Here is a 23,729-nt window from a genome sequence, read left to right as displayed (position 1 = left end):
AGCTATTGCCGTTGTCCCTTCTGGCGCCTGGCGGCAATGAGGGCAGCCGATGCCGCGGTGCGGTGCGCCGTCGAGAAGAATTCCCGATAAGCCAGTACTAGGACGGTGCAAAGGCAGACCGCCACGGCCAACCATTCGGACACGAACCAGGCAACTGTGGCGACAGAGAAGTAGTACGCACGGATGCCACTGTTGAAGTTGCGCGCTCCCAGGGCGTTCATATGAGCAATCGCGTCGATTTCCTCGGGCGTGGCTTGGGTTTCGTGATCGAGTGCACCCAGCATGATGCAAAAATGATTGAACTGGCGCAGCGAGAGCGTGAAGGCAAAAAAGGCCAGCACGAACATGGCAAGCATGACGACGAGATGCATCTGCACTTCAACGATGGAATAGGTGCGGTCCAGTGACAGGGACTCCAGAGCGTCCATCAGCGCGGGCAATTGGCCAAAAACCGCGAACACTGCCAAGACCAGCAGTACGGCGGTGGAGGCAAGAAAGCTGACGGACTGCATGATGTTGCCCGAAAGGATGGCGTCAAACGGGCTTTCGCGCCGTGCCGCATTCGCCACCCAGCGCCGCCGCTGCATGTTCATGATCACCGACAATGAAGGGCGGCGCCGCTCCACCATCGGCACGATGATGTTGTAGGCGAAGTAGCAGAGCAGCGGAAAGACAGTGGTAAGCAGGGTCATCGCAGCCCGTTGGAATGGTTGTGGTGACCGAGCTTACTGCGCCAATGCGGCAATTGGGAATGCGCCCGATCAGATCGGGCGCGGATAGCGGCGGTGAATGGCCTCGATGCCGGCCAGAACGTCGGGCGACAGCACGCAATCGGCAGCACCCAGCGCAGTGGCCAGCTGTTCGGTGCTGGTCGCCCCAACAATGACCGACGTCAAGAAGGGACGGGTGAGGCAGAACGCGAGTGCCATTTGCACCGGATCCAACCCATCCTCTCGCGCCAGGGCAATATAGGCCTGGGTGGCTGCCTTAGAATGCTCGTTCAGTCGCCACATGCCGCCTTGATAGTCAGCTCGGCTGCCTGGGGGAACGGTGCCATCCGCATACTTGCCCGTCAAAATACCGGCGGCGAGCGGGGAATAGGCAAGGAGCCCGACATCCTCGTGGTGGCTCAGCTCAGCAAGATCGAGATCGAAGTGGCGACGTAGGAGACTATATTCGTTTTGCACGGATACAAGGCGGGGCAGCCCCTTGGCCTCGGCGATGCGCAGCCATTGTGTTATCCCCCAGGTGGTCTCGTTGGAGACGCCGATATGCCGTATCTTGCCCTGCTGGACCAGCGCGCCCAGGGTTTCAAGCATGTCCTCGATATTGCCCAGCACGTCCGCTGTCTGCTGCTTTTGGGGCGCGTAGGTCCACGAGTTATCGAAATTGTAGTGGCCGCGCGAGGGCCAATGTATTTGGTAAAGGTCGATGTAGTCGGTCCGCAGCCGGCTCAGGCTTTGCTCCACCGCCACTCGGATCGATTCGCCATCTGATCGTCGCCCGTCGCGGATATGTTTGGAGCCGCCACCGGCAATCTTGGAAGCCAGAATCCACTTGTCGCGCTTGCCGGAACTGGCAAACCAGCTGCCGATGATTTCTTCGGTACGCCCGGAGGTCTGCGGGCTGCCGGGCACCGCATAAAGCTCGGCGGTATCCATGAAATTGAGACCGGCTTCCAGCGCCATGTCGATTTGCCGATGGCCTTCGGCTTCGGTGTTCTGGCTACCCCAGGTCATGGTGCCAAGGCACAGTTCGCTTACGTGGATGTCGGTACGGCCAAGGCGTCTGGTGTTCATGAATCGGTTCCGGTTTGCGGCGGCACACTAAGCAGGGCTGGCGTGTGCGGTAAAGCGAGCTTGGCCGCGCGAGCAGACGCGTTCTCCCCAAGAAAGCGTTTTTGTCGTCGTTTAGGGGTTGAGCTATCCCGAACCAGCTCGTATATACCCGTCACGTTCGGCGCTAGCCAAACGGTTGACGCGGGATGGAGCAGCCCGGTAGCTCGTCAGGCTCATAACCTGAAGGTCGCAGGTTCAAATCCTGCTCCCGCAACCAAAATAAAAAAGCGCCCGCAAGGGCGCTTTTTTATTGGCCGCAGCGAAGCTGGCAGCTCGGGAGGAGGGCCGATTTCAGGTTGCCGGCGCGCCCGCAGCGCGCGTTGCGTGAACCGGCCCACTATCCCCCCACACCAGATCGACATGGATGGCCCTCACTCGGCGCCTTTCGCCCCGGCATGAAGTTGCCCGTCATGTTGGCGATAAGTGGCTGGACAACCGGCAGGCAGCCTCATCACCAGTCATTGCAATCTGCACGACACGTGCGTTGCCTGGCGCCTCGCCATGAGGAGCCGCTACACTATCCCCGCCGGCACCCGCACAGCCGACGCAAAAAAGCCGATTAACCTACTTGAGTTAACTTAAAGTGCGCCGCAGTCTTCCCTTACCGTCACCAGCCTGCAGGAGGCAGGCGTGACAGCTAAGGAGAGGCTGTTCCATGACCCGACTCACCCGCAGAACCTTTATCGCGTCCGTTCCCCCCTTGCTGGCGACTACGCAAATTCCAGCTTGGGCGGCCCCGGCATCAGATCTCGACCTGATCGCAGCGCAAAAAGGCGAGCCGGCCCTCGTCAAACTTTATCGCCAGCTCGAACGGCTAACCTCGACCGTGACACTGATGACCACGGGGGCCCATCCCGACGATGAGCCCAGCGGCATGCTGGCGGCACTTCGGCATGTCTACGGCATTCGCCCGGTGCTTTACTGCATCACGCGCGGCGAGGGCGGCCAGAACGCCATCGGTCCGGAACTCGGATCCGTGCTGGGTGTGTTGCGGACGCGCGAAATGACGGAGGCGTCGCGGGCGCTGGACGCCTCGCTGGCCTTCGGTAGCCAGGGGCACCACGACCACATGCACGATTTCGGGTTCTCCAAGGATCCCAATGCAACAATCGACCGCTGGGGTCGTGATCGCGTGATCGAGCGGATGACTTGGGCCGTACGCCAATACAAGCCCGATGTGATCATGAATTGCTTCCTGGATGTTGGCGGACAGCATGGTCACCATCGCGCTGCCAATGTCGCGACCTTTATCGTGGCCGATCTTTCCGGCAATGAGGCGGAATTCCCCGAACAGATCGCGGCCGGCCTAAAGCCCTGGACCGTGCCCAAGATCTATCAACCCGCCTGGGGTGGGGGCGGGGGCGTTTATGATGACGAAACCCCGCCGCCGCCAACGACGCTGGTGATCAAGGCGCCTGAACGAGACCCGATCTCTGGGGCCACCTTCCCGCAAATGGGTGAATGGTCGCGCTCCTGCCATCTGACGCAAGGGATGGGCCGCTGGCGCCCAGACCCGCAGACCGAATGGCCGCTCAACCTCAGCTGGGCTTCGGTCAGCGAAGCCGGCAAGGAAGAAGCGGATATCCGCGACGGTCTTGTCGCCACTGTTGGACACATCGCCGAGCTCGATGGAATGCCCGCTGGAGCCGCCGAGGCCTTGCGCAATGCCCAGGGGCTGATCGAAGAAGCGGTGGATGATTACGGCGACCCGGCCGTTGTCACCGCCAAGCTGGTGGAAATCGGCAAGGCCCTCAAGGAAGCGCAAAGCGCAGTTCCGCCTGAACTGCAGGACCAGGTCGCCCATCGCCTTGAGCGCAAAATCCGGGAAACCGATCTGGCGCTGGCCACTGCCGCCGGCATGCAGATCCGCGCCTATACCGATGGTGGCGATCTTCGTCCCGGTGAAGAAATCATCGTCAAGACCGTTGTTGATGCACCCGGGCAGGTGGCGGTGAAATCGATCACGGTCAAGTCGCGCGATGGTATCGGCGCGGGGGAAAATGACGTGGAAGGCGTAGGCGTCAACATCGCGCCTGACGCGGCCTTGACCAATCCGCTGACCGAGCAGTTCGATCCGCTTGGTGGCAATGGGGATGCCTTTGTGCAGCTGACGGCCGAGATTTCGGGCTATGAGGCAGTGCTCGACATCGATCTGGAGGACGCCTTGCGCGTCCTGCCCGAGGCGTCGCTCGAACTCAAGCCCGATGCCGTGCTGTTCAACACCGAAGCCCAGATTTCCCCGGTTGAGATGACTGCGGTGGTTTCGGGCGCCACCACCGCCGATCTGGACTTCGATCTGCCCGAAGGCTGGGCTGCAACAGCAAAGGGAAAAACCGGCACCGAGGCTGGCACTTTCGAGCTGGTTCCCCCCGCAGAACTGGGCACAGAGCGCATCACCATCGCACCCAAACTGCTCAACAAGCCTGCCTATGCCATCAACGTCTTCAGCTATCCCTATATCGGGCGCTCGGTGGTGCCGACGGAAATAGCGATCCCTGTGCAGGCGGTAGGTGCGGCGCTACCGGAAGGCCGCATCGGCTATATTGGTGGGGGTAATGACAATGTCGGCACCTGGCTGTCCCGGATGGGAGTTGATCTGAAAGAGCTGACGGCTGCCGATATGGAAGCAGGGGCCTACCGCGATCTCGATACCCTGGTGGTCGGCATCTTCTCCTTCGGGCGCCGCGACGATCTGGTGGCAGCGCTCGCGGGCATTCATGAATGGGTGCGCAATGGCGGGCACCTGGTGACGCTTTATCACCGGCCGTCCGATGGCTGGGATCCAGAAATGGTGCCACTGGCTTACCTCCAGATCGGATCACCCTCGATCCGCTACCGGGTCACCGACGCCGAAGCTGCCGTTGAGGTGCTCGAGCCCGATCATCCCCTGCTCAATTATCCCAACAAGATCGGGGAAGCCGATTGGGCCAATTGGGACAAGGAACGGGGGCTGTATTTCGCGTCGGAGTGGGACGAAGCCTATCGCCCGCTCCTGGCAATGAACGATCCCGGCGAGGAGCCGCTGACCGGCTCGCTGCTAACCGCTGAGATCGGGGAGGGGCGGCACACCCATACCAGTCTCATCCTGCACCACCAAATGGACAAGCTAACTCCTGGGGCCTTCCGCCTGATGGCCAATCTGATTCAGCCAGCCAAGCGCGCTAGCTAGATCCTGTTCGGTCCGCTCGGCCTCCCACGAGCGCACCGGCTCGCGGCCGCAGTTGCGGCGGCAGCCCCCGGTCCTTCAGGGCCGGGGGCGTTTGCCTATGAAGTACAGGAAGCCTAGAGCACGCGCGATGGCCTGGGACGGTCCTGGCGCGACGTAAGCAGCAGGGCGCCCAAAATGATGGCGATGCCGGCGATGGTGGTCCAGGCCGGAATTTCGCCAAAGGCCAGAAAACCGGCAAGGCTCGCCAGCACAATCGATAGGTAGCCGAACGGCGCCAGGAGATTGGCTGGCGTGCTTTGATAAGCGCGCAAATAGCAGTACTGCCCGATCTGGGCGAGCACGCCGATCCCAAGTAGCAAGGGCCAGTCCGCCATGGCGACCGGCTGCCAGGCTATAAGGGCCGGAAGTGCCGTGAACACCGAAAGACCAACCGTATAGAAGACCATAAGTACCGTGGTGTTCTCGGCAGCCAGCGCGCGGGTTTGCACCGTAGCAAGCGAGCCAAAGAGCACGGTGGCAAGAGCGGCGATCAAACCAAGGTTCCAGTGCATCTCGCTGGGGCCCACCATGACGAGGACGCCCGCAAATCCAATCACGGCGCCAACCCAGCGCCAAGGTCCGGAGCGCTCCCCCAACAGCCAGGTGGCCAAAGCCAGGACCACGAGCGGGCGCATGAAGCCGATGGCATTGACGAGGGCGAGAGGAAGGGCGGTAAGGGCAGCAAAATTGGCATTCAGCGCCAGGGTGTTGCAGAGCACGCGGAAGCCGTGGCGTCCCCATTGGCGAGTTTGGCTGAGGGAATGGCGGTGCCGCCAGGCGAGGGGGAGGACGCCAACCAGGCCAATCAACGAGCGGATGAACACCATCTGAACGGCTGGATAGGTGGCGCCGCCGAGCTTGACCAGCACTGTCATTACAGTGACCAGCAGCATGTCACTCATGAGCCAGGCGATGCCCGCCCCTGAGGGCCTTGTTGACTCCATCTCAGGCCGCTTGCAGCAGGTTCGCCATCACCCGAAAGGCGCCGGGCACCAGACGATCAAGCTGATGGTGGAGCACCAGGCTGGTATGGGTGTGGCGACCCGCACCGATCGAGGCGGAAAGCAGGGATCCAGTGAGCGGCGCTTCCCCTGCATCACTCATCGACAAGAGGGGCTGATAGGCAGCGTCCCAGCTTGAAGCGAAATAAAGCCCGCGCTCCTTGTTCCACCCCGCGAAGTCGGCGGTGGTGATCTGGTTGGGTCCACTAAAGAGCGGGTGGTTTGGCGCAAGCAAGGTGACTTCCGCCGCAGGGTTGGTGACCCGCCAGCGCAGCGACGGGCTGCCAATGGTGAGCGGCAGTGGTGGGGTGGCTTGCGGGTTCCAGCCATCACTGGGCCGGTGGTAGAGGGTGACAAGGTGCCCGCCACTCTTTACCCAGTCGTGGAGCTTGTTCGTTGCGGCCGCAAGATCCGGGCGGGTTCCAAAGGCAAAGATGCCGACCACGATCGTATCAAGGCCCGAGAGATCGCCGGCGAGGGCATCGGCATCCAGATCGGCGACCTGTGCACCCATGCGCTCCAGCCAGAGGCCGACCCGGTCAGCGCCACCGCCGATATAGCCCACGCGGGTGCTTGGCAGCGCCAGATCGAGCGCCAGGATGTCAAGGTTGAGCGGCCGCACGAAGCGGGCGCGGCCAATATGCGGATAGGCGAATGCGGCAACGCTGTGGGCCTGGAGACCATCGACCAGGACGGGCAGGGTATAACGGCCGCGCGGAAGGTCTGCTGCAGGGGTGACAGTCAAACTGTTCCGGTGGGTGGCGACGGTCAGGCCCGGCACCGGCGCGATCGTGATCTCCGCTATTTTTTCCGCTTTTGCATTGATCGTGCGGGGAGCCTGGTCGCCTTGCGGCAGGATCAATGCGTCGGGCACAATGGCGAGGCTATGCGCCGGGGCGATCTGCAAAGGCTCTTCAGTGTCGATGGCAAAGGTGATCTCCTCTCCCCCGACATTTGCCTGGGCCTTGAGCCAAATCCTGCCGTTGCCACCCAGGCTCTCCCACTGCGGCAGGAAGGCGTTGGCTATATCGGCACCTTGTCGTGCCCGTAACGTCAGCACGGCTTTGTCGTCCGACAGATGCAGGCTTTCAGAGGGTTCGAAGGCGGAGGACGCGACCGGCGTTATCGCGATCGCTTCGGCAGTGCCGGGCTCGGCCTCAATAAAGAGATCGACGCAGCCACCAGGCGTTACGCTGTCTGAAGCAAGCGCGGCAGAAATCTCTAAGCCCGCAGCCAGCGCCATGGCCGTGTCCACCTCGCGCAGCTTGCGTTGCAGCCGATGGGTGTGTTCTGGCGCAACATGGGCGGTGGCACCACCGAGAGCCTGCCGCGCCTGCGCTAGTGCTGCGACGACGGCGGTGCCGTCGGCAAATTGCGCCAGCGCCTCCTCGATAGCAGCATCCGCTTGGGCAAGCTGAGACGAGGGACCGAGATCGGCGAGCCGGGAAGGCAGGCCAGCGAGAATGCTGTCCTCTGCGGTGCCGCCAACGCGATGCAGCCCCCATTGCGTCTGGGCGGGGTGCTGCCAGTGGCCCATGTTCTGGCTGGCGTGAAAGGCACGTGATGCCTCCCCCAGGCGGTCAAACCTCATGCCGGTGGCTTCATCCACGCCTTGCGCCTCGATCCAGGTCGTCGCTGCAGGCGGGGGCACTTCGTCGTCATAGGTGCCGCCGCCGCCCGACCAGGCCGGCAGGTAGAACTTGGCCACCCGCCAGGGGGCAAGCTCGTCCGTGCGATAGGTGGGGTCAGCCGCAAGAGCCAGCGCTCTTTTGGCCGCCTGGGTCATCGCCCGATGATGGCCGTGCTGGCCTCCGACATCGAGGAAGGTGGGGATGACGATATCAGGGCGATATTGCCGGTAGGCGCGCACCAGGCGCTCAATGATCAAGTCCTCGCCCCAGCGAGCCAGCGTGTCCGGACCAGATTTGGAGAAACCGAAGTCATGAACCGCATCATCCGGGCCATGGCCGAGCCAGGCGATATCCGCATCGATGACGCGGGCGGCTTCTTCCATTTCACGCGAGCGCAGAACGCCCAGCGCACCCGATCGCTCCGGTCCAAGCGTGTTCTGCCCCCCTTCGCCGCGGGTGGAACAGGCGACGACGATGCGCATGCCATAATGGTGCCGCAGCAAGGCCAGCATGCCATTGTGCTCGTCGTCTGGATGGGCTCCGGTATTCATCACCGTTACCGTTGAACGCAAGCGAGAAAGCGCGCGATACAGGCGCACGAGACGGGGCGATGTGGCACGACGGTGCAAGCGCTGGCGATCATCGAGCATGAAAGTGGTCCAGAGTTTAAGAGTCAGCCGGTGGGGTCGGCGATGCTCAGATGGGGAGAAACCGTGTCGAGCAGCGGCAGGGCGGCTGCGCCGAGCGCGGCGGTGAGCTGACCCGTTTGTCCCCGCATGACGCGGGGCAACGGCCGCTGGTGGCGCGTCGCAACCGAGACAGGAAGTGGATCGAGGGCGGCGATAACAGCTTCGAGCACTGCGTCCGGAAGGCCGCCGCCGAAGATAACCGTTTCTGGGTCAAAGATGTTTTCGAGCATGGCAACTGTGGGTGCGAGATAGTCAGCGGCCATGTCGATCCACTCCACCAGGGTCTGATTTTGATCATCGTGGAGCTTTTGGATGTCTTCGACGGTGGCGACATATATTCCCGCCATCGCCAAGCGTTCGCGTAGGGCAAAGACCGACACAAAGCGTTCCAATGCGCCAGCGGGGCCATAGCGGGCAGTTCCTTTGCGCGGGACAAGGCTGAGATGACCAATTTCACCGGCGTTACCGAAAGCACCGCGCAGCGGACGGCCATCCTGGATCACCCCAAGTCCGAGACCGACCCCGAAATACAAAAAGCAGAAGCTGCCGAGCTGGCGTCCAGCACCGTAAAGCCGCTCGGCGACCACTGCCGCGGTGGCATCGTTTTCCACCACGACATGTTGCCCGGTTGCCCTGGAGAAGAGCGCGGCCGGATCAACACCTGTCCAGCCAGGCAGGGTCGCCGGGCCAACCGAGCTCATCCCCTCCACTTCAAATGGGCCGGGCATAACGACACCGATGCCCAGCAGCTTGTTCTGGTCGGCACGGAGCGAGGTTTGCAGTCGCTCAACCTCTTGAGCGACTTGACCAGGAACAGTGTCGGGCCCGGCTTCGGAGAGGGAAATGATCGATTGTGCCCGCACGCCTCCCGACAGGTCGACAAGGGCGGTGACCATATGGTCGGCCGCAATTTCGACCCCTGCCGTAAGGGGCCCGTCGGGATTAACAGCAAACTGGATGGGTGGTTGGCCACGCCCCGAGCGCAGGCGGCCCAGTTCGATCAGCAAGCCTTCCTCGAGCAGTTCATAAACGATGTTGGCCACGGCTTGAGGCGTGAGATGAGCGCGGCGGGCGATTTCGGTGCGGCCGAGGTGATCGTGCATGCGAATCACCTCCAGCACGACACGGCGGTTGTGCGCCCGGTTCCGCTCCGGGTTGGACCCGATCGCCACCCGCTGGCGCAATTCGCTCTTGCTGCGGCTGTTCACGTTCTCGCCCCCTCACCAAGCCCATCTCCTCCAACGAGAGCTTAGAACGGAAGGGTAATAACTCAAGTAGATTATTTTATTGACAAGGGAGCGTCACATATCTGACGCTAGTGGCGCTTGGCGGCTGGTCCGCCTCACACTGGTGGAGGGGCCGGAGGACGAGCGGCGGCCCTATTGGAGGACTGAGAAATGCTTACCAAAACAACTTTGGCCGGCCTGGCGGCTGGTGTCAGCCTGCTGGCAATGGGTTCGGCCCAAGCCGTGGAAATTGAGTACTGGCAGTATGTGTTCGACAGCCGTGTCCAGGCAATGGACCAGCTGATCGAGAAGTTCGAGGCTGCCAATCCTGACATCACCGTCAAGCACACGACCTTCCCTTACGCCGACTACCAGACCCGTGTCGTGGCCGCCAAGGTTGCGGGCCAGGGGCCAGACGTGGTGCAATTGTTCTATGGCTGGACCGACCAGTTCGTGAATGGTGGCTTGATCAAGCCGCTTGATCCGGCGGTATTCCCGCACGAAGAGATTGAATCGCAGTTCTTCCCGATCGTTTCGGCGATGAAGCGCGGGGAAGACTATTACGGTTTGCCAACCGCAGTGCGCTCACTGGCGCTGTTCTACAACAAGGCTTTGCTGGACGAGGCTGGCGTTCAGCCGCCACAGAACCTTGAAGAACTGCTTGCCGTCGCCAAGGCGACGACCAAGGTTGACGGCGGAGGCAACATGACCTCAGCCGGTATCACGCTGGACATGGCCGGGCAGGATCACCAGTGGTGGCGTGAAGTTCTGGTGCGCCAGAATGGTGGTGTGCCCTACGACGAAGAAGGCAATGTCGCTTATAACGACGAAGCGGGCGCCGCGGCGCTGAAGTTCTACACGGACCTGCAGACGGAACACAAAGTGGGGCAGACCGGCTTCATGGATGAAGGGCAGGCCGCGTTCCGTGCCGGGTTGGCTGCGATGACCATCGACGGCACCTTCCGCCTCGGCGCCTTTGAAGCCAATCCGTTCGAATGGGGAGTGGTGGAGCTGCCGGCCGACGCCAACGGCATGCGCTCCAACTATTCGAGCTATTTCGCCAATGCGATCGGGGCGACTGCAGAGGGTGAAGAGCTCGCTGCTGCACAGAAGTTCCTTCAGTATATCTCCTCGCCTGAAGCGATGGAAATCTGGCTTGATGCAGTGGGTGAGCTTCCCGCTCGCCGGGACGTTGCCTTGACCGAGAAAAACCTTGCCGACCCGATTCTGGGGCCCTTCCTCAAGGGTCTGGAATATGCCCAGACGACCCGCTTCTATGACGAAGCGGCGCAACGCCAGACCACGATCGACATGGTCAACCGCGTCCTGCTGGAAAACCAGTCCATCGAGGACTCGCTGAACCAGGCGGCGCAGGCTGAGCAGGCCATCATCGACCAGGGCCGTCAGTAACCACCAAGCCATGCAATGCGGCCGACGGCAGTTTACCTGCCGCCGGCCGAGCTAGTTCTTGCAGGAGCGAAAATGTCGTCGGCGAGCGCCATCCAAGCAGGCCCAGTTCGCTTCTGGGATCGTCTGAATATCGGCACCAAGCGGGTGATCTGGGCCTGGGGCTTTCTCGCCCTGCCGATCATCTTTTATTCGGTTATTCGCTTTTATCCCACATTCCAGGCCTTCTGGCTGTCGATGACCAACTGGGACCTGTTGCGCCCGGCTCAGTTCATTGGGCTGGCGAACTACCAGAAGATGTTCGCCGACCCCTTGTTCTGGAAAGTGTTCCAGAACACCTTTCTTTACCTGATCATCGGCACGCCGCTGAGCCTGGCGATCTCCTTTGTGATCGCGTTCTATCTCGATCGCGTCCGGTTCATGCATGGCTTTATCCGCGCGCTCTACTTCCTGCCCTTCCTCACCACGGCGGCGGCAATGGGTTGGGTCTGGCGCTGGTTCTACCAGCCGGTGCCGATCGGGGTGATCAACGGTTTTCTCAGCACGATTGGCATTCCGCAGCAGCCCTTTTTGCGCTCGATCGACCAGGCGCTCCTTTCCATCCTCATCCCGGCGATCTGGGCCGGCCTTGGCTTTCAGATCATTATCTTCATGGCCGGGCTGCGTGCCATTCCGAACACCTTTTACGAGGCGGCTCGCATTGACGGGCTAGGGGAGTGGGCAATCCTGCGCAAGATCACCGTGCCGCTGCTCAAGCCCACTACGGTGTTTCTGGTGGTGTTCTCCTCGATCGGCTTCTTGCGCATCTTCGACCAGGTCTACAACATGACCACCAATGATCCGGGCGGGCCGCTCAATTCGACCAAGCCCCTGGTGCTCATGATTTATCAGACCGCCTTTTCATCCTACCAGATGGGCTACGCCGCCGCGCAGACCGTGGTGCTGTTCACCATCCTGCTCGTCGTGTCCTTGCTGCAGCTTTATGTGCTGAGGGAAAAGCAATGAGCGTCACCACAGTGTCGAGCGAACTCACCGCCAATCGGCGCGATATTCGCCCCGGTCGCATCATCGCCTGGACCTTGCTGTTCATCGGCGGGCTCATCGTAATCACGCCGCTGCTGTTCATGTTCTCGACCTCGCTCAAGACCTCGGGCCAGGTGTACGATCTTCGCCTGATCCCGCTGGCGCCGACGCTCGATAACTATGTCAAGGTTCTCGGTGACGGCCGCTTCATGCAGTGGTTTTTCAACTCCACCTTGATTGCGGTGACGGTCACGCTGTCGAACGTGTTTTTCGACAGCATGGTTGGCTACACGCTGGCCAAGTTCCAGTTCCGGGGCCGCTATTTCATCTTCCTCGCGATCCTTTCGACACTGATGATCCCCACGGAAATGCTGGTGATCCCCTGGTATCTGATGGCCAGTCAGCTGGGTTGGCTCGATTCCTATTGGGGGATCATGTTCCCTGGAATGATGACGGCCTTTGGCACCTTCCTTATGAAGCAGTTCTTCGAGGGCGTTCCCGACGACTTCCTGGAAGCTGCGCGCATTGATGGCCTCAACGAATTCACCATCTGGTGGAAAGTCGCGATGCCGATGGTCGTGCCCGCCATTTCGGCGCTGGCGATCTTCACCTTCCTTGGCAATTGGACCGCGTTCTTCTGGCCGCTGATCGTAACCACGTCCAAGGAGCTTTATACGCTTCCCGTCGGGATCTCGAGCTTTTCGGCCGAGTCCTCCATCCAATGGGAGCTGATCATGACTGGTGCCGCGATCGGCACCATCCCCACGCTTCTCGTCTTCCTCGTGCTGCAGCGCTACATTGTCCGTGGCGTCATGCTGGCCGGCCTCAAGGGTTAACGCCGTGACCGATCCCCGTCTTGCCGATCAGTCGGTCTTTCCCGATCCCGTCTACAAAGAAACGGTGCTGCGGCCGCTATTTGATGGCGCCAAGGACCACCATGTTGCCGGCTTTCGCGCCATTGATCGCGCTCACCTGGTGATGCTGTCCCAAACCGGCATTCTTGATGCCGATCAAGCGCGCGAGATTGCCGGAGCCCTCGAGAGCATCGATGCCGAAATCGATCCTGTCGCGCTGGTTTACACCGGCGAGGTCGAGGATTTCTTTTTCCTGATCGAAAAGGAACTGAAGAAGCGCATCGGTCCAGATCTTGGCGGGCGGCTGCATACCGCCCGCTCGCGCAACGACATCGACCACACGCTGTTCAAGCTGGGGTTGCGCGAGCGCCTCAACCTGCTGATCAACAAGGCGCTCAAGCTGCACTCGACCCTGATTGAATCGGCAGAACGGGAGCAGGCGACACTGATCGTTGCCTACACCCATGGCCAGCCGGCACAGCCGACCACGTTCGGGCATTACCTCTCGGCGATTGTGGAGTTCGTCGGACGCGACATCGAGCGGTTGCTGCAGGCTTATCGTTTGGTGGACCTTTCGCCCATGGGCGCCGCGGCCATCACGACCACGGGCTTTCCCACGGATCGGGCTCTGGTCGCCGAGTTGCTTGGCTTTGCCGCGCCTCTGCAAAATTCCTATTCCTGCATAGCGGGCGTTGACTACATCACGGCCACCTACAGCGCCATGGAGCTGATGTTCCTGCATCTCGGCCGGCCTATTCAGGATTTCCAGGTCTGGTCCAGCTTTGAAGTCGGGCAGCTTTATGTGCCCAACAGCCTCGTGCAGATTTCCTCGATCATGCCGCAAAAGCGCAATCCGGTGCCGGTCGAGCATCTGCGGCACCTGGCGAGCCAGACCTGCGGGCGCGCGCACGCCATGCTGACGGTGATGCACAACACCCCCTTCACCGACATGAACGACAGCGAGGGTGAAACCCAGTCCATGGGCTATGGCGCCTTTGAGAGTGCCTATCGCGTGCTTGATCTGCTGGCAGCATTGGTCGCCCAGGTCCGCATCAACCCTGAACGCGTGCGCGCCAATATCAACCGCTCCTGTATCACCATTACCGAACTGGCCGACAGCTTGGTGCGGCGCGAGGGTTTGTCGTTCCGGGAGGGACACGAAATCGCGGCGTCGGTCGCCAAGGCGGTGGTCGCTGCGGGCGGCGATCTGGCTGGGGATGGCTACGCACCGTTCCTTGCGGCGTTCGAGCACGCAACCGGACGCAAGAGCGCGCTTGATGCTGCAGCCTTCGCCGAGATCGTGTCGCCCGAATATTTCGTTGCAGTGCGCACCCGTTTCGGCGGCCCCGCGCCCGAGCCGCTGCAAGCGGCCATCACTGATTACAAGAAGGATGCGGCCGCATTGGCCGCTCAACATCAAACCATTCTGCGCCGCCAGGACGAAGCCGCGCGCATGCTCAATGAGCGCTTCGACGCATTAAAGGGAACAGCCTGATGGCCAAGATTGAACTGCAGAGCCTGGTCAAGAACTACGGCAAGACCCAGGCGGTGCATGGCATCGACCTCACCGTTGAAGATGGTGAGTTCGTCGTGTTCGTGGGCCCGTCCGGCTGTGGCAAGTCAACGACGCTGCGCATGATTGCCGGGCTTGAGGATATCTCTGCCGGCAATCTTCTGATCGGCGGCGAGGTGGTGAACCAGCGCGAGCCGAAGCAGCGCAACATCGCCATGGTGTTCCAGAACTACGCTATTTATCCTCACAAAACGGTGGGGCAGAATATCGGTTTTGGGCTCTACACCTCCAAGCTGTCCAAGGAGGAAAAACGGCAGCGCATTCTGCAAACGGCCAAGATCCTGGGCCTAGAGCCGCTGTTGGATCGGCGCCCTGCAGCACTGTCGGGCGGTCAGCGCCAGCGCGTTGCCATCGGCCGAGCCATGGTTCGTGATCCAGTGGCGTTTCTGTTCGACGAGCCACTGTCGAATCTCGATGCGCAGTTGCGGGCGCAGATGCGTATGGAGATCAAGAGCCTCCATCGCCGGCTTGGTACCACCATCGTTTATGTTACCCATGACCAGGTCGAAGCCATGACCATGGCCGACAAGATCGTGGTGATGCGTGACGGGCATATCCTGCAGGTCGGCACGCCCACCGATCTCTACGAAAACCCCAACGATGTCTTCACCGCGCGCTTTATCGGCAGCCCGTCGATGAACATGCTCGATGGCAAGCTGAGTGGTGGCACGCTCAGCATCGAAGGCACGACGATCTCGGGCCTGACGCTGCCTGCGCAAGAGGGCGATGTGCTTGTCGGCCTGCGCCCGCATGATCTGGTTGTAGGCGAGGCGAGCGAGCCAGGCCTTGGTGCAACTGGCATTGTCGAGGCGGTGGAGCCGCTGGGCTCGGAGACACTGGTGCATGTTCAGGTCGGCAAGAGCCAGATCATCGCCACCGCACCTGGTCGTGTGGTGCCCAAGGTGGGCAGCACGGTATCGATCAATGCCGGATCGGGGTCGCTCTATCTCTTCGATAAAGCCAGCGAGAAGGCCCTGGGCCGCGCATGACGTCTTCCCCCGTTGCAGCTGGGGCCGTGCTCAGCCTTGGGCGCATTTATTGCGACCTGGTGTTTCGCGGCCTCGATACCATGCCCCAGCTTGGCCGCGAGGTCTTCGCCGGAGAGTTCGAGTTAACCCCAGGCGGCGGCGCCCTGATTACCGCGGCACATCTGGCGGGCCTGGGGCGTCCCTCGGCCTTGTTGGCGCGGTTCGGCACTGACGATTTATCCCTATCGCTCGAAGCCACGATCAAGGCTCTCGGGCTTGACCTGCAGTTTCTCGACCGAAATGCAGCGGCCGGTCCGCAGTTAACGGTGGTAATGGTGCAGGACGGGGATCGTGCATTCTTGTCCAAGCGGGCGGGGCAGGCTCGTCCCCAGACCCTGGAGGCGGCCTTGGCGTGGCGCAAAGCGGCGCATTTGCACATCGCCGAATACGCGACCCTGCACGAGGCAAGCGATGCCATCATCCTTGCCAAGCAGCATAACCTCACGGTCTCGCTCGATCCGAGTTGGGACGACCAGCTGATCCGGGATCCCGATTTTTTCGCGCTCAGCTCAGGAGCCGATATCTTCCTGCCCAATATGGAAGAAGCCGAAGCGCTGACCGGCCAATCCGATCCTCAAGTGGCGCTGGTAGAGTTGGCCCGGTATTTTCCTTGCGTCGCGTTGAAATGCGGCGCGGAGGGCGCCTTGCTTGCCGTTGATGGCCAGGTTTTCCGGCTGCCGAGCCCCAAGGTGGAGGTGATCGACACCACCGGCGCTGGTGATGCCTTCAACGCCGGGTTCCTGCACGCCTGGCTCAGCGGCGCCGATCCGCAAGCATGCCTGGCCGCAGCAATCGATGCCGGTAGCCGTTCCGTTCAGGCTTCGGGCGGCATCGGGAGCTTGCGGGCTGAAGCTTGATTGATTGCGGCCGTGCCCGGTGCCAAGGCGGCGGGAGTCAGCCTTTCGCCTTGCCTGTCTTGGTCACCAGCAACTGGTTGAGCCGCATCTTGTCGGCGTCCACCACCTCAAAGACATAGCCGGCTGCTTCCACCTTGTCGCCCTTGCGGGCCGCTCGGCGCAGCCGATGGACGATGAAGCCGCCAATGGTTTCATAGGCCGCTTCGGCTTCAAGGTGCTTGATCCCCAAGGTGCGCGTGACATCCACGAACGGCGCTACGCCGTCGACAAGCCAGCTCTGCTCATCGCGCTTGAGAATTGCCTGCTCTTCGAAGGGGTTGGCCAGGCCTTGCATCAGCGCGCCCATTAGGTCCTTGAAGGTGACCACGCCAACCACATGGGCGTATTCGCTGACCACGAGGGCAAAGCCCGTGCTCTGGGCTTGGAACTCGGCAAGGACCTCCCAAACATTGAGCGTGTCGGGCACCGACAGCACGTCGCGGCGGGCCTTGGCGAAATCCACCTCGCCATGCTTGTCCATGGCGGTGACCAGCACGTCCTCGGCGCGAACACAGCCAATCACCGCGTCGATGCCCCCGTCGCAGATGGGGTAATGCGAAAATGGTCGGCGGCGCACCTTGTCCTGCTGCACCTCATGGGGGTCGCTGATGTCGAGATAAACGATGTCGTCGCGAATGGTCATCACCGAGGTGACGCTGCGCAACTCGAGCGCCAGGACATTTTCGATCAGCCGATGTTCGTTTTTCATCAGCATGCCGGACGCGGCACCGCCGGCCAAGATAAGCCGGAAGTCCTCGGCCGTGACTTCGTCGGCAGCCACTTTGGACTCGATGTTGAACCAGCCGATGATCACGTCGGACAATCTGCCGAAGAACCAGACCAGGGGCTTGAGCACCTTGACCGAAGTTTCGGGAAACCACACCAGCGACAGGGCGACCTGTTCGGGCACCAGCATGGCAATGCGCTTGGGCGTCAGGTCGGCCAGCAGCACAAACAGCATGGTGACCAGCAAGAAGGCCAGCACGGAGCCGATCGGCAGGGCCAGGTCGGGGGCAACGCCCACCAGCCGCAGGGCGTCGGCGAAAACCGGCCCAAACGCATCATGCCCGAGCGTACCCGCCAAGATCGACACGGCATTGGTCACGATCTGCAATGCGGTGATAACGCTGCCCGCCTCGCCCCGCAGCGCCACGAACCGCAGGGCCCTGCTGTCGCCCCCTTCAGCCAGCGCGCGGATGCGCACTTCGCGCGCTGCCGCGAAGGCGATTTCCGACAGCGACACGATCACGCTGACGCCGATCAGGCCGATGATCAGCAAGACGCCGAGGATGGGAGTCATATTGCTTTCCAGTTAATGCCGGGTCTTCATAGCGACACGCCCACTGAACGTCCAATCGGCAGGGGGCATGTCTTCCAAGCGGGGCCGCACGGCTCAAGCTCTTAGCCGAGGCGCAGGATCTCCGGGGCGAGCGCAACATGCAGTTCATGCCGCACCGCTGGTAGTCCAGGGATGTAGCCGAAGTCGAGTTTGAACTCTGTGGCGGTTAGGCCGCGTGCGGCGGCGTACGCATAAAGCTGGGCAAACCCATCGGCTATGCCACTCACGGGTCCCTCATATCCGATCCGCAGATAGCGTTGTGCCGGGATCTCATGGAGGATCATCCCGGCAGGCACATCGGTTTTGCGGGCGGCCAGAAAGCCCACGAGTTCACGATGGATAGCGCCCTCAACGCCGATCGAGGCGGCAAGAAAGCTCGACGCTCCGGTCTCGGTTTCAAACAGCCAGGTCCATGCCCTCGAGATTGCTTGTGCCAGTTCTGGCTCGGGCGCCTCGACCATGATGCCGATGGCAGTGAGTTCGGGCAGTTCGATGAGTTCGATCATTGGTCACCGGTCCAGGCGGTTTGAGCGAGCGCGGCTGCAGCGCGCCTCGTCAGCGCGAAACTGCATTCTTTGCTGCTGAGCGCTTGTTGGTCAGAGCCCTTACATAGCACAGCCCGTCGGCTTGGCGGCAAGGCGATGAGCTCATATCCTCGCCGCAGTGAGTGCTCGCTGGCTTTAGGATGAGGGACTAAGCACCAAGACCTCCACACGCCGAGACACCGATAGCCATCCGCAGTGTTGCTGTCGACAGCTTGCGCACAAAAGACCTCTCAGGGGTATTGACGCTTCGAAGCGTTGGTATACGCTTTCTTTACTTAGGATCGACACGTCGAGTGCCATGCTCGGCTGTACGAGAAGGGGACACCATGAGACTCTTGCTTACCGCCGCCTTGGCGCTTGCCTCCTTGACGACCGTGCTTCCTGCTTATGCCGACAAGCTCGATGACATTATTGCATCGGGCACCCTGCGTTGCGCCGTGGTGCTGGATTTCCCGCCGATGGGATCTCGCGACGAAAACAACAACCCGGTCGGATTTGACGTCGATACTTGCAACGACCTTGCCGCGGTGCTCGGCGTGCAGGCAGAAATCGTCGAAACCCCGTTTCCAGACCGCATCCCCGCGCTGGTTTCAGGGCGCGTCGATATCGGCGTTGCCTCGACCTCCGATACGCTCGAGCGCGCCAAGACCGTTGGTTTTTCCATTCCCTATTTTGCTTTCGAAATGGTGGTCTTGACCAAGGAAGGCTTGGGTATCGCCGATTACGACAGTCTCAAAGGCAAGAAGGTGGGCTCCACCTCTGGCACCTATGAGGCTTTGGCCCTGGAAGAAAGCGTCAACGAATGGGCTGACCCGGCCGGTTCGTTCCGTTCCTACCAGACCCAGGCGGACGTGATGCTGGCGCTTTCGCAAGGCCAGATCGATGCGACCGTCGTAACCTCCACCGTCGCTGCTTCCACCATCGCCACCGGCAATTTCCCCGGTTTCGTCATGGGCGGCAAGGCGCCGTACGAAATCGATTATGTTGGTCTCATCACCCTGCGCAACGAGCAGGGCTTGCTCAACTACCTCAACCTCTTTGTAAATCAGCAGGTCCGCACCGGACGCTATGCCGAGCTTTACGCCAAGTGGGTTGGTGAAGGCGAGCCGCCGAACCTGACGGTTCCGGGTGTTTATTACTAAGGATCTGGCAAGGAGCGCCCGGGCAGGCGCTCCTTTTTTTCTGCGCACTACGGTGAGCTCTAGCGCCTCGAGAATTGTAGCCCTGATGGTTAGAACGCGCCCTTGATGTTTAATTATACCTTCCACTGGCGTCCGGCGCTTCAAGCGTTGCCGCAGATGCTGGGCGGAGCCGTGGTGACGCTGCAGCTCGCCATTCTTTCCATGATCATCGGCATCATCATTGGCGTGTTGCTGGCACTGATGAGTGGCTCGGGCAGCAAGTTTCTCCGTGGCCTTGCCAGCACCTGGATCGAGATTGCCCGCAATACACCGGCATTGTTCCAGATCTACATGGCCTATTTCGGCCTCGGGCAGTTCGGCATCCATCTCGACAGTTTCGTGGCGCTGCTGGCCGGCATTGCCTTCAACAATGCCGGTTATCTTGCCGAGACCTTCCGGGGTGGGCTGCGGGCCGTTCCCGCCACTCAGGTCCGCGCCGCGCGATCCCTCGGCTTTGGCCCGATCAGTGCTTTCCGGCTCATCGTGTTGCCGCAGATGTTTCGTGCCGTGTTCTACCCGGTGACCAACCAGATGGTGTGGGCGATCCTGATGACCTCGCTGGGCGTCGTGGTGGGGCTCAATACCGATCTCACTGGCATCACCCAGCAACTCAACGTCAAGACGTTCCGAACCTTTGAGTATTTCGCATTGGCCGCGGTAATGTATTACCTGCTTGCCAAGGCGGTCACGCTGGGTGCCCGCCTTCTTGCCTACCGACTGTTCCGATATTGAGGGGGCAGTCATGTTCCAAACTGGCTTGAGCCTCAACGATATCGGTTTTTTGCTGCAGGGGGCTGGTGTCACCCTCCTGATCACCTTCTGGGCCATGCTCGGCGGCACGATCCTCGGCATCGTGTTCGGCGTGTTCCGGGCGACTACGCCTTGGTGGGCGAGCGCTCCGCTGGCCTTTCTGCTCGATATCTTTCGCTCGGTGCCGCTGCTGATCCAGCTCGTCCTGGTCAACGCGTTCCAGGCGATCGCCGGGCTCAACATCAGCGCCTTTATCGTGTCTTGCGTGGTGCTGGCGCTCTACACCTCCGCTTATTGTTCCGAACTGGTCCGGGGCGGTATTGCCGCCGTGCCGGTGACGACGCGTCGCGCGGCGCGCTCGTTGGGCATGACCTGGTGGCAGGACATGACCAATATCGTTTACCCCATCGCGCTGCGTATCATGCTCCCCAGCTGGATCGGCCTGACGCTTGGGGTGATGAAGGATACGGCGCTGGTGTCCTGGCTCGGTATCATCGAGTTGCTGCGCTCATCGCAGATCATCGTCACGCGCATTCAGGAGCCGCTATTTGTGCTCAGCATAGCCGGGCTGATCTACTTCATTATCAGCTTCCCGATTTCGCGCCTGGGCGCCAAACTGGAAAAGAAATGGCGCGAGAATGATTGAGATCGAGAACGTCCAGAAATCCTACAACGAGCTGCGGGTCCTGGATGACGTAAGCCTCAGTGTGTCCAAGGGCGAAGTGGTGTCGATCATCGGTGGCTCCGGATCGGGCAAGTCGACACTGCTGATGTGCATCAATGGCCTCGAGGCGATTCAGGGTGGCAAGATCAGCGTCGATGGGGTTGACGTGCATGCCAAGGGAACCGACCTCAACAAGCTGCGCACCAAGATCGGCATCGTTTTTCAGCAGTGGAACGCCTTTCCCCACCTCACCGTACTGGAAAACGTCACACTGGCCCCCCGTAAAGTGCTGGGCAAGAGCCGCGCCGAGGCCGAGGCGATCGGTCGTCAGCAACTTGAGCATGTGGGGCTTGGGGACAAGCTCGACGCCTATCCCGGCAAGCTTTCCGGCGGGCAGCAGCAGCGCATGGCCATCGCCCGCGCCCTGGCGATGAGCCCGCAATATATGTTGTTCGACGAGGTCACATCCGCCCTTGATCCGCAACTGGTGGGTGAGGTGCTCGACACCATGCGTCTGCTCGCCAAGGAAGGCATGACCATGATCCTCGTCACCCACGAAATGGCCTTTGCTCGTGAAGTCTCCGACCGTGTCGCCTTTTTCAAGTCCGGCAAGGTGCATGAGATCGGGACGCCCGAGCAGATTTTCGGCGATCCCCAGCGTCCGGAAACCAGAGAATTCCTAGCTTCGGTGCTTTAGCCGAACTCACCAGCAGGGCGATCCAGATGAAAATTACCGCTATCAAAGCGTGGCAGGTTGATCTGCCACTCAAGGAAGGTCGCTATAGTTGGTCGGGTGGCAATTTCATGGAGGTGTTCGACTCCACCGTCGTGGCGGTGGAGACCGATGCCGGCATCACCGGCTATGCTGAATGCTGCCCGCTGGGCTCAGCCTATTTGCCGAGTTATGCTGCGGGCGTGCGCGCCGGCATCAGCGAAATCGGGCCCAAGCTCATTGGCATGGACCCGACCGATCTGGGGCCACTTAATCGCGAGATGGATGCGGTGCTGCGCGGACACCCCTATGCCAAGGCGCCTATCGACATTGCTTGCTGGGATATTCTGGGCAAGGTCGCGGGGCTTCCCGTTTATAAATTGCTCGGCGGCCTTGAGCAGGAGGAAGTCGCCCTTTACCGCGCCATCTCGCAGGAAGATCCCGAGGCCATGGCCCGCAAGATCGATGGCTACCGCGCCGAGGGCTATACCAAGTTCCAGCTCAAGGTCGGCGGCAATGCCAATGACGATATCGAGCGCATTCGCGCCTGCCGCGACATCCTCAAGCCCACCGACATTCTGGTATGCGATGCCAATACCGGCTGGACCATGGCCGATGCCGCTCGCGTCGTAAATGCTGTCCGAGACCTCGATGTTTACATCGAGCAGCCCTGCATGAGCTATGAGGAAAGCGTCTCCATCCGTCGGCGCACCAGCCTGCCTTTCGTGCTCGACGAAGTGATCGGTGGGGCCGATACCCTGCTCAAGGGCATTGCCGAAGACGCGATGGACGCGATCAACCTCAAGATATCCAAGGTCGGCGGGCTCACCAAGGCCAAGCTGATGCGCGACCTGTGCGTCGCCTCGGGCATTCCGATGACCATCGAGGATACTTGGGGCGGCGACATTGTCACCGCCGCCATCGCGCATCTGGCCTGCTCCACGCCCGAAAAGTTCTACCTGTCGGCCACCGATTTCAATTCCTACGGCACCGTGTCCATCGCCGATGGTGCGCCGCAGCGCGTCAACGGCAATATGTCGGCGTCCAACGAGCCTGGTCTCGGCGTTACGCCCAAGTTCGACGTGTTGGGCGAGCCGGTGCTGGTGATCGGAAAGGCTGCCTGATGCGCACCAGCAAGATCATCCAGACGGTCTCCTGTCATGCCGAGGGGGAAGTGGGCGATGTGATAACCGGCGGCGTGTTGCCACCGCCGGGTGACACGATCTGGGAGCAGCGCACATTCCTTGCCACCGACGAAACGCTGCGCAATTTCATGCTGCAGGAGCCACGGGGCGGGGTGTTCCGGCACGTCAATGTGCTGGTGCCCGCCAAGAATCCAAAAGCCCAGATGGGCTGGATCATCATGGAGCCGCAGGATACCCCGCCCATGTCGGGCTCCAATTCCATGTGCGTTTCGACCGTCTTGCTGGATGCGGGCATTATCCCGATGACCGAGCCGGAAACGCGCATGGTGCTCGAAGCACCAGGTGGGTTGATCGAGGTCGTCGCCCAGTGCCGCAACGGCAAGGCGGAACGGGTCGCCATCAAGAACCACCCCTCCTTTGCCGACAAACTCGACGCCATCCTGGAAGTCGAAGGCGTGGGAACGCTAACCGTCGACACCGCCTATGGCGGGGACAGTTTCGTGATCGTCGACAGCAAAGCCCTGGGCTTCGCCATTGCGCCAGATGAGGCGCGCGACATTGCGTTGATGGGCATGAAGATCACCAAGGCCGCTAATGAGCAATTGGGGTTCCAGCACCCGCTGCATGCCGAATGGAGCCACTTTTCTTTTTGCCAGATCGCCGCGCCCGTAACCCGGGACGAGAACGGCGTGCTGACTGCCGCCAACGCCGTGGCCATCCGCCCGGGCAAGATTGACCGTTCGCCCTGTGGCACTGGCTGTTCGGCGCGCATGGCGGTGCTGCATGCCAAGGGGCAGATCAAGGTGGGCGAGGCGTTTATCGGCCGGTCCATTATCGGCTCGCGCTTTGATTGCCGTATTGACAGCGAAACCATGCTGGGCGATCGCAAGGCCATCGTGCCCATCATCGCCGGGAGCGCCTGGATCACCGGCACGCACCAGCACATGCTGGATCCCGCCGATCCCTATCCAACCGGCTATCGCCTGTCGGATACCTGGCCAGTGGAGGGCCGTTTCTGA

At 61.2% G+C, this 23,729-nt stretch carries 20 protein-coding genes and 1 tRNA gene; 14 read left to right on the top strand and 7 right to left on the bottom strand.

Annotated elements, in window-relative coordinates:
• Positions 1–2: 2 nt before the first annotated feature.
• Both AC3YMN_RS19140 and AC3YMN_RS19135 read right to left on the bottom strand, forming a co-directional pair.
• Positions 3–692 carry a DUF599 domain-containing protein gene (locus tag AC3YMN_RS19140; protein ID WP_489891269.1) on the bottom strand — a complete coding sequence of 230 codons (690 nt, stop codon included), beginning with the start codon at positions 690–692 and terminating at the stop codon, positions 3–5.
• A 69-nt stretch (positions 693–761) separates the two neighbouring features.
• Positions 762–1,799 carry an aldo/keto reductase gene (locus AC3YMN_RS19135; RefSeq protein ID WP_489891268.1) on the bottom strand — a complete coding sequence of 346 codons (1,038 nt, stop codon included), beginning with the start codon at positions 1,797–1,799 and terminating at the stop codon, positions 762–764.
• 179 nt (positions 1,800–1,978) lie between these two features.
• On the opposite strand from AC3YMN_RS19135, the gene AC3YMN_RS19130 reads away from it, so the two are divergent.
• A tRNA-Met gene (locus AC3YMN_RS19130) sits at positions 1,979–2,055 on the top strand.
• 438 nt (positions 2,056–2,493) lie between these two features.
• Positions 2,494–5,007 carry a PIG-L family deacetylase gene (locus AC3YMN_RS19125; RefSeq protein WP_489891267.1) on the top strand — a complete coding sequence of 838 codons (2,514 nt, stop codon included), beginning with the start codon at positions 2,494–2,496 and terminating at the stop codon, positions 5,005–5,007.
• 113 nt (positions 5,008–5,120) lie between these two features.
• Here AC3YMN_RS19125 and AC3YMN_RS19120 read toward each other — a convergent pair whose 3' ends face one another.
• Genes AC3YMN_RS19120 through AC3YMN_RS19110 form a run of 3 tightly spaced genes read right to left on the bottom strand, consistent with a single transcriptional unit; the run spans position 5,121 to position 9,575 of the window.
• Positions 5,121–5,990, bottom strand: a complete 870-nt coding sequence (locus AC3YMN_RS19120) for a DMT family transporter (RefSeq protein ID WP_489891266.1) — start codon at positions 5,988–5,990, stop codon at positions 5,121–5,123.
• A gap of 1 nt (position 5,991) precedes the next feature.
• The gene (locus AC3YMN_RS19115) at positions 5,992–8,328 is read right to left on the bottom strand and encodes a PIG-L family deacetylase (protein ID WP_489891265.1); all 2,337 of its coding nucleotides are present in this window, start codon (positions 8,326–8,328) and stop codon (positions 5,992–5,994) included.
• 23 nt (positions 8,329–8,351) lie between these two features.
• Positions 8,352–9,575: an ROK family protein gene (locus tag AC3YMN_RS19110; protein ID WP_489891264.1), complete on the bottom strand. Its 1,224-nt coding sequence runs from the start codon at positions 9,573–9,575 to the stop codon at positions 8,352–8,354.
• A gap of 189 nt (positions 9,576–9,764) precedes the next feature.
• On the opposite strand from AC3YMN_RS19110, the gene AC3YMN_RS19105 reads away from it, so the two are divergent.
• The 6 genes from AC3YMN_RS19105 to AC3YMN_RS19080 all read left to right on the top strand — a co-directional run bounded on the left by AC3YMN_RS19105 (position 9,765) and on the right by AC3YMN_RS19080 (position 16,335).
• A complete protein-coding gene (locus AC3YMN_RS19105) occupies positions 9,765–11,003 on the top strand; it encodes a sugar ABC transporter substrate-binding protein (RefSeq protein WP_489891263.1) in 1,239 nt (412 codons plus the stop codon).
• A gap of 72 nt (positions 11,004–11,075) precedes the next feature.
• Complete coding sequence (locus tag AC3YMN_RS19100) at positions 11,076–12,005, top strand: carbohydrate ABC transporter permease (protein ID WP_489891262.1); 930 nt, start codon at positions 11,076–11,078, stop codon at positions 12,003–12,005.
• A complete protein-coding gene (locus tag AC3YMN_RS19095; RefSeq protein ID WP_489891260.1) occupies positions 12,002–12,859 on the top strand; it encodes a carbohydrate ABC transporter permease in 858 nt (285 codons plus the stop codon). The genes AC3YMN_RS19100 and AC3YMN_RS19095 overlap by 4 nt, the downstream gene beginning before the upstream one ends.
• Before the next feature lie 4 nt (positions 12,860–12,863).
• On the top strand, positions 12,864–14,372 hold the full coding sequence (gene argH, locus AC3YMN_RS19090) for an argininosuccinate lyase (protein ID WP_489891259.1): 1,509 nt from the start codon (positions 12,864–12,866) through the stop codon (positions 14,370–14,372).
• Positions 14,372–15,439, top strand: coding sequence for an ABC transporter ATP-binding protein (locus AC3YMN_RS19085; RefSeq protein ID WP_489891258.1), 1,068 nt, complete (start codon positions 14,372–14,374; stop codon positions 15,437–15,439). Before argH ends, AC3YMN_RS19085 begins: the two co-directional genes overlap by 1 nt.
• The gene (locus AC3YMN_RS19080; RefSeq protein WP_489891257.1) at positions 15,436–16,335 is read left to right on the top strand and encodes a carbohydrate kinase family protein; all 900 of its coding nucleotides are present in this window, start codon (positions 15,436–15,438) and stop codon (positions 16,333–16,335) included. Before AC3YMN_RS19085 ends, AC3YMN_RS19080 begins: the two co-directional genes overlap by 4 nt.
• Positions 16,336–16,372: 37 nt before the next feature.
• Here AC3YMN_RS19080 and AC3YMN_RS19075 read toward each other — a convergent pair whose 3' ends face one another.
• Positions 16,373–17,674, bottom strand: a complete 1,302-nt coding sequence (locus AC3YMN_RS19075; protein WP_489891256.1) for a hemolysin family protein — start codon at positions 17,672–17,674, stop codon at positions 16,373–16,375.
• Between the two features lie 101 nt (positions 17,675–17,775).
• Positions 17,776–18,219, bottom strand: a complete 444-nt coding sequence (locus AC3YMN_RS19070) for a GyrI-like domain-containing protein (protein WP_127754543.1) — start codon at positions 18,217–18,219, stop codon at positions 17,776–17,778.
• Positions 18,220–18,584: 365 nt separating this feature from the next.
• On the opposite strand from AC3YMN_RS19070, the gene AC3YMN_RS19065 reads away from it, so the two are divergent.
• From AC3YMN_RS19065 to AC3YMN_RS19040, 6 genes are all read left to right on the top strand, one after another.
• The gene (locus AC3YMN_RS19065; protein ID WP_489891255.1) at positions 18,585–19,400 is read left to right on the top strand and encodes an ABC transporter substrate-binding protein; all 816 of its coding nucleotides are present in this window, start codon (positions 18,585–18,587) and stop codon (positions 19,398–19,400) included.
• A gap of 105 nt (positions 19,401–19,505) precedes the next feature.
• Positions 19,506–20,171, top strand: coding sequence for an amino acid ABC transporter permease (locus AC3YMN_RS19060; RefSeq protein WP_172125885.1), 666 nt, complete (start codon positions 19,506–19,508; stop codon positions 20,169–20,171).
• 10 nt (positions 20,172–20,181) lie between these two features.
• Positions 20,182–20,835: an amino acid ABC transporter permease gene (locus AC3YMN_RS19055; protein ID WP_127754540.1), complete on the top strand. Its 654-nt coding sequence runs from the start codon at positions 20,182–20,184 to the stop codon at positions 20,833–20,835.
• On the top strand, positions 20,828–21,550 hold the full coding sequence (locus AC3YMN_RS19050; RefSeq protein ID WP_127754539.1) for an amino acid ABC transporter ATP-binding protein: 723 nt from the start codon (positions 20,828–20,830) through the stop codon (positions 21,548–21,550). The genes AC3YMN_RS19055 and AC3YMN_RS19050 overlap by 8 nt, the downstream gene beginning before the upstream one ends.
• A 26-nt stretch (positions 21,551–21,576) precedes the next feature.
• Positions 21,577–22,689, top strand: coding sequence for a cis-3-hydroxy-L-proline dehydratase (locus AC3YMN_RS19045; RefSeq protein WP_489891254.1), 1,113 nt, complete (start codon positions 21,577–21,579; stop codon positions 22,687–22,689).
• The gene (locus AC3YMN_RS19040; protein ID WP_489891253.1) at positions 22,689–23,729 is read left to right on the top strand and encodes a trans-3-hydroxy-L-proline dehydratase; all 1,041 of its coding nucleotides are present in this window, start codon (positions 22,689–22,691) and stop codon (positions 23,727–23,729) included. The genes AC3YMN_RS19045 and AC3YMN_RS19040 overlap by 1 nt, the downstream gene beginning before the upstream one ends.

The organism is Devosia sp. Z11_6 (genome assembly GCF_058133665.1).
The sequence above is the reverse complement of the archived record's forward strand: the minus strand, read 5'-3'. Positions and strand labels throughout refer to the sequence as shown.

Bases quoted from the DNA above. Each gene is read 5' to 3' on its own strand.
- AC3YMN_RS19125 (WP_489891267.1), top strand. From the start codon at position 2,494: ATGACCCGACTCACCCGCAGAACCTTTATCGCGTCCGTTCCCCCCTTG.
- AC3YMN_RS19095 (WP_489891260.1), top strand. From the start codon at position 12,002: ATGAGCGTCACCACAGTGTCGAGCGAACTCACCGCCAATCGGCGCGAT.
- AC3YMN_RS19075 (WP_489891256.1), bottom strand. From the start codon at position 17,674: ATGACTCCCATCCTCGGCGTCTTGCTGATCATCGGCCTGATCGGCGTC.
- AC3YMN_RS19065 (WP_489891255.1), top strand. From the start codon at position 18,585: ATGAGACTCTTGCTTACCGCCGCCTTGGCGCTTGCCTCCTTGACGACC.
- AC3YMN_RS19045 (WP_489891254.1), top strand. From the start codon at position 21,577: ATGAAAATTACCGCTATCAAAGCGTGGCAGGTTGATCTGCCACTCAAG.
- AC3YMN_RS19100 (WP_489891262.1), top strand. From the start codon at position 11,076: ATGTCGTCGGCGAGCGCCATCCAAGCAGGCCCAGTTCGCTTCTGGGAT.
- AC3YMN_RS19140 (WP_489891269.1), bottom strand. From the start codon at position 692: ATGACCCTGCTTACCACTGTCTTTCCGCTGCTCTGCTACTTCGCCTAC.
- AC3YMN_RS19115 (WP_489891265.1), bottom strand. From the start codon at position 8,328: ATGCTCGATGATCGCCAGCGCTTGCACCGTCGTGCCACATCGCCCCGT.
- AC3YMN_RS19085 (WP_489891258.1), top strand. From the start codon at position 14,372: ATGGCCAAGATTGAACTGCAGAGCCTGGTCAAGAACTACGGCAAGACC.
- AC3YMN_RS19070 (WP_127754543.1), bottom strand. From the start codon at position 18,219: ATGATCGAACTCATCGAACTGCCCGAACTCACTGCCATCGGCATCATG.
- AC3YMN_RS19105 (WP_489891263.1), top strand. From the start codon at position 9,765: ATGCTTACCAAAACAACTTTGGCCGGCCTGGCGGCTGGTGTCAGCCTG.
- AC3YMN_RS19060 (WP_172125885.1), top strand. From the start codon at position 19,506: ATGTTTAATTATACCTTCCACTGGCGTCCGGCGCTTCAAGCGTTGCCG.
- AC3YMN_RS19055 (WP_127754540.1), top strand. From the start codon at position 20,182: ATGTTCCAAACTGGCTTGAGCCTCAACGATATCGGTTTTTTGCTGCAG.
- AC3YMN_RS19135 (WP_489891268.1), bottom strand. From the start codon at position 1,799: ATGAACACCAGACGCCTTGGCCGTACCGACATCCACGTAAGCGAACTG.
- AC3YMN_RS19040 (WP_489891253.1), top strand. From the start codon at position 22,689: ATGCGCACCAGCAAGATCATCCAGACGGTCTCCTGTCATGCCGAGGGG.
- AC3YMN_RS19050 (WP_127754539.1), top strand. From the start codon at position 20,828: ATGATTGAGATCGAGAACGTCCAGAAATCCTACAACGAGCTGCGGGTC.
- AC3YMN_RS19080 (WP_489891257.1), top strand. From the start codon at position 15,436: ATGACGTCTTCCCCCGTTGCAGCTGGGGCCGTGCTCAGCCTTGGGCGC.
- AC3YMN_RS19120 (WP_489891266.1), bottom strand. From the start codon at position 5,990: ATGGAGTCAACAAGGCCCTCAGGGGCGGGCATCGCCTGGCTCATGAGT.